1 protein-coding gene and 2 pseudogenes are annotated in these 2,051 nt (G+C 66.7%); 2 read left to right on the top strand and 1 reads right to left on the bottom strand.

Annotated features, from left to right (window positions below; all coding sequences use genetic code 11):
- The first annotated feature begins 433 nt into the window (after window positions 1-433).
- Window positions 434-838 carry a hypothetical protein gene (locus ABZ646_RS45700; protein WP_360533454.1) on the top strand — a complete coding sequence of 135 codons (405 nt, stop codon included), beginning with the start codon at window positions 434-436 and terminating at the stop codon, window positions 836-838.
- A gap of 39 nt (window positions 839-877) precedes the next feature.
- Here ABZ646_RS45700 and ABZ646_RS45695 read toward each other — a convergent pair.
- A pseudogene (locus ABZ646_RS45695) lies at window positions 878-1,692 on the bottom strand (IS5 family transposase); the annotation flags it as partial.
- 88 nt (window positions 1,693-1,780) lie between these two features.
- On the opposite strand from ABZ646_RS45695, the pseudogene ABZ646_RS45690 reads away from it, so the two are divergent.
- Window positions 1,781-2,051 (top strand): annotated as a pseudogene (locus ABZ646_RS45690) (hypothetical protein); the annotation flags it as partial.

Genomic DNA, 2,051 nt, shown 5'->3' with positions numbered 1-2,051 from the left:
TGAACGCGTTCCAGATCGCTTTCGAAGGCCGCCTGACTCCGAGCAACAACTGACCATCAACAACCAAGATCAGCCGTTAAATTGACACACCCCCGAAGCGCGTCTGGCCTACGTGGCGGTCACCCGTACCCGTCGGCGTCTCGATCTGGGTGGCCTGTCCTGGATTTATGACCATCCCGACGGCGCCCCCTCCGTCTGAGTGGTCATTTCGGCAACGTGCGCACGGGCTTGTCACGCGAGTCGGTACTTGAGAATCTCCGGTCTGTCAGTGCCTGCTACCTCCCACTCGGCCGCCGGTGCTTACCAGGCCGAAGGCGGCTGTTACTGCGAGCACCGTCGCGGTGTCAGGCCGCGTTGGCGGGCGCCGGGACTGTAAGACCGCGTTTGAGATCTGGTTCGGTGGCCTCTCGAAGGGTGTTCTAGGCTCGGCCAGGTGATCTTCGATAAGTTCCCCATCGTTGGCGGCTTCAGGGAGCTGGAGTACGGCAGTGCGGATGGGCCGTCGATCCGAGCTGCTGCGCGCAGGGCTGCGCCGGGGTATGAGGGCGATCTGGTTAGGTACCTGCGAGCCGGAACGACCTTGGTCGCCACGCCTTCAGCTGTGCCTGACGTGCTGAGCGAGACTGGCGCGTTCATCGGAGGGCTGCACCTGCTCACAGACGGACATTGGCTGTGGTACTCCGACCTGGCCCACTACGTGGGGCGCTATCACGTGGAGCTGGACCCGACGTTCATCGAGCACGCGCGTAGCAACAACTGGACCGTTCCGCAGGTCAGCGACGAGCACCTCGAAGCGATGGTGACGTTGCCGATCGGGGACCAAAGTGAGCCGGGCTGATGTTGCTGCCCGCGTCTGGCTGCCAGGCCGAAGTTCGGGTCAACGGCGCTGAGCCGCGCGGGAAACCGGCCCCACTCGGGTCAGGTGGCGGACCATGATGCCGATCATCGCCCAGCGGACCATCGTCTCGGAGCGGGCAGGACTGGTCTCGTAGTCGCGGGCCAGGCGTCGGTGTGCGGTGAGCCATGAAAAGGTACGTGCTACCGCCCACTGCTTCGACTGAACTTGGAACCCTTGCTGGTCGGGGTCTTTGCGGACGATCTCCAGTTCGCGGCCGAGCACGGTAGTGGTCCAATCGACCAGGCGGCCGGCGAAGCCCTGGTCCGCCCAGACCTTCTTGACACCTGGATGGTCGAGACGAGTCCACAGCAGCGGTCGGCGGGCGCCGTCGCGGTCCTGGACACTGGCCGCGACGACGTGCACGGCCAGCAGCAGGCCGAGAGTGTCGGTGACGATGAACCGCTTGCGGCCCCTGACCTTCTTGCCCGCATCGAATCCCTGTGTGGCCGCCGGGACGGTGTCGGCAGTACGAATAGACTGCGAATCAATCAGGCCCGCGCTCGGCTCGATGTCGCGGCCATCGGCTTCGCGGATCCGGCCACGCAGGGCATCGTGGATGCGCTGGACCGTGCCGTCATCGTGCCACCAGGTGAAGTACCAATACACCGTCGGCCACGGAGCGAAGTCCTTCGGCAGTTGCCGCCAAGCACAGCCGGTCCGCACAACGTAGAAGATCGCGTCCACGATCCGCCGCCGCGGAGCTTCTCCCGCCGCCCGCCCTTGGGCCCCACCCTCGCGGGCGGCAGCAACGGTTCCACCAACGCCCACTGCTCGTCCGTCAAGTCCGACGGATACCTACCCCCAGCACCGCTCACGGCATGTTCAACGACCACACCAGCAACGGGCCACGGCAGATCTCAAACGCGGTCTGAGACACCCTCGCTGGCGATCCTGCCGTGGGACGCGCTCGACTCCCGCTCCTGGCCCGGGGTCGCGGAGATGGAGCCGGCCGACGTCGCCCGCGTCCTCGGTGTCTACGCCCAGCGGGTCATCACCCCGCGCGGGTCGACGGCCGTCTCGGACCTGGAACGGATGACCGCGCTACGCCCGCCGACCCGGCCCGTGCGCGATGAAGAGACCGGCAACTGGGTGGCCTCCGCGCGCCGGGCCTCCACACCCCACTCGGCCTCCTCGCGCAGCTCGGCGGCGGCCC

The organism is Streptomyces sp. NPDC007162 (genome assembly GCF_040634175.1).
Taxonomy (GTDB): Bacteria; Actinomycetota; Actinomycetes; order Streptomycetales; family Streptomycetaceae; genus Streptomyces.
This window is presented reverse-complemented; position numbering and strand designations above follow the sequence as displayed.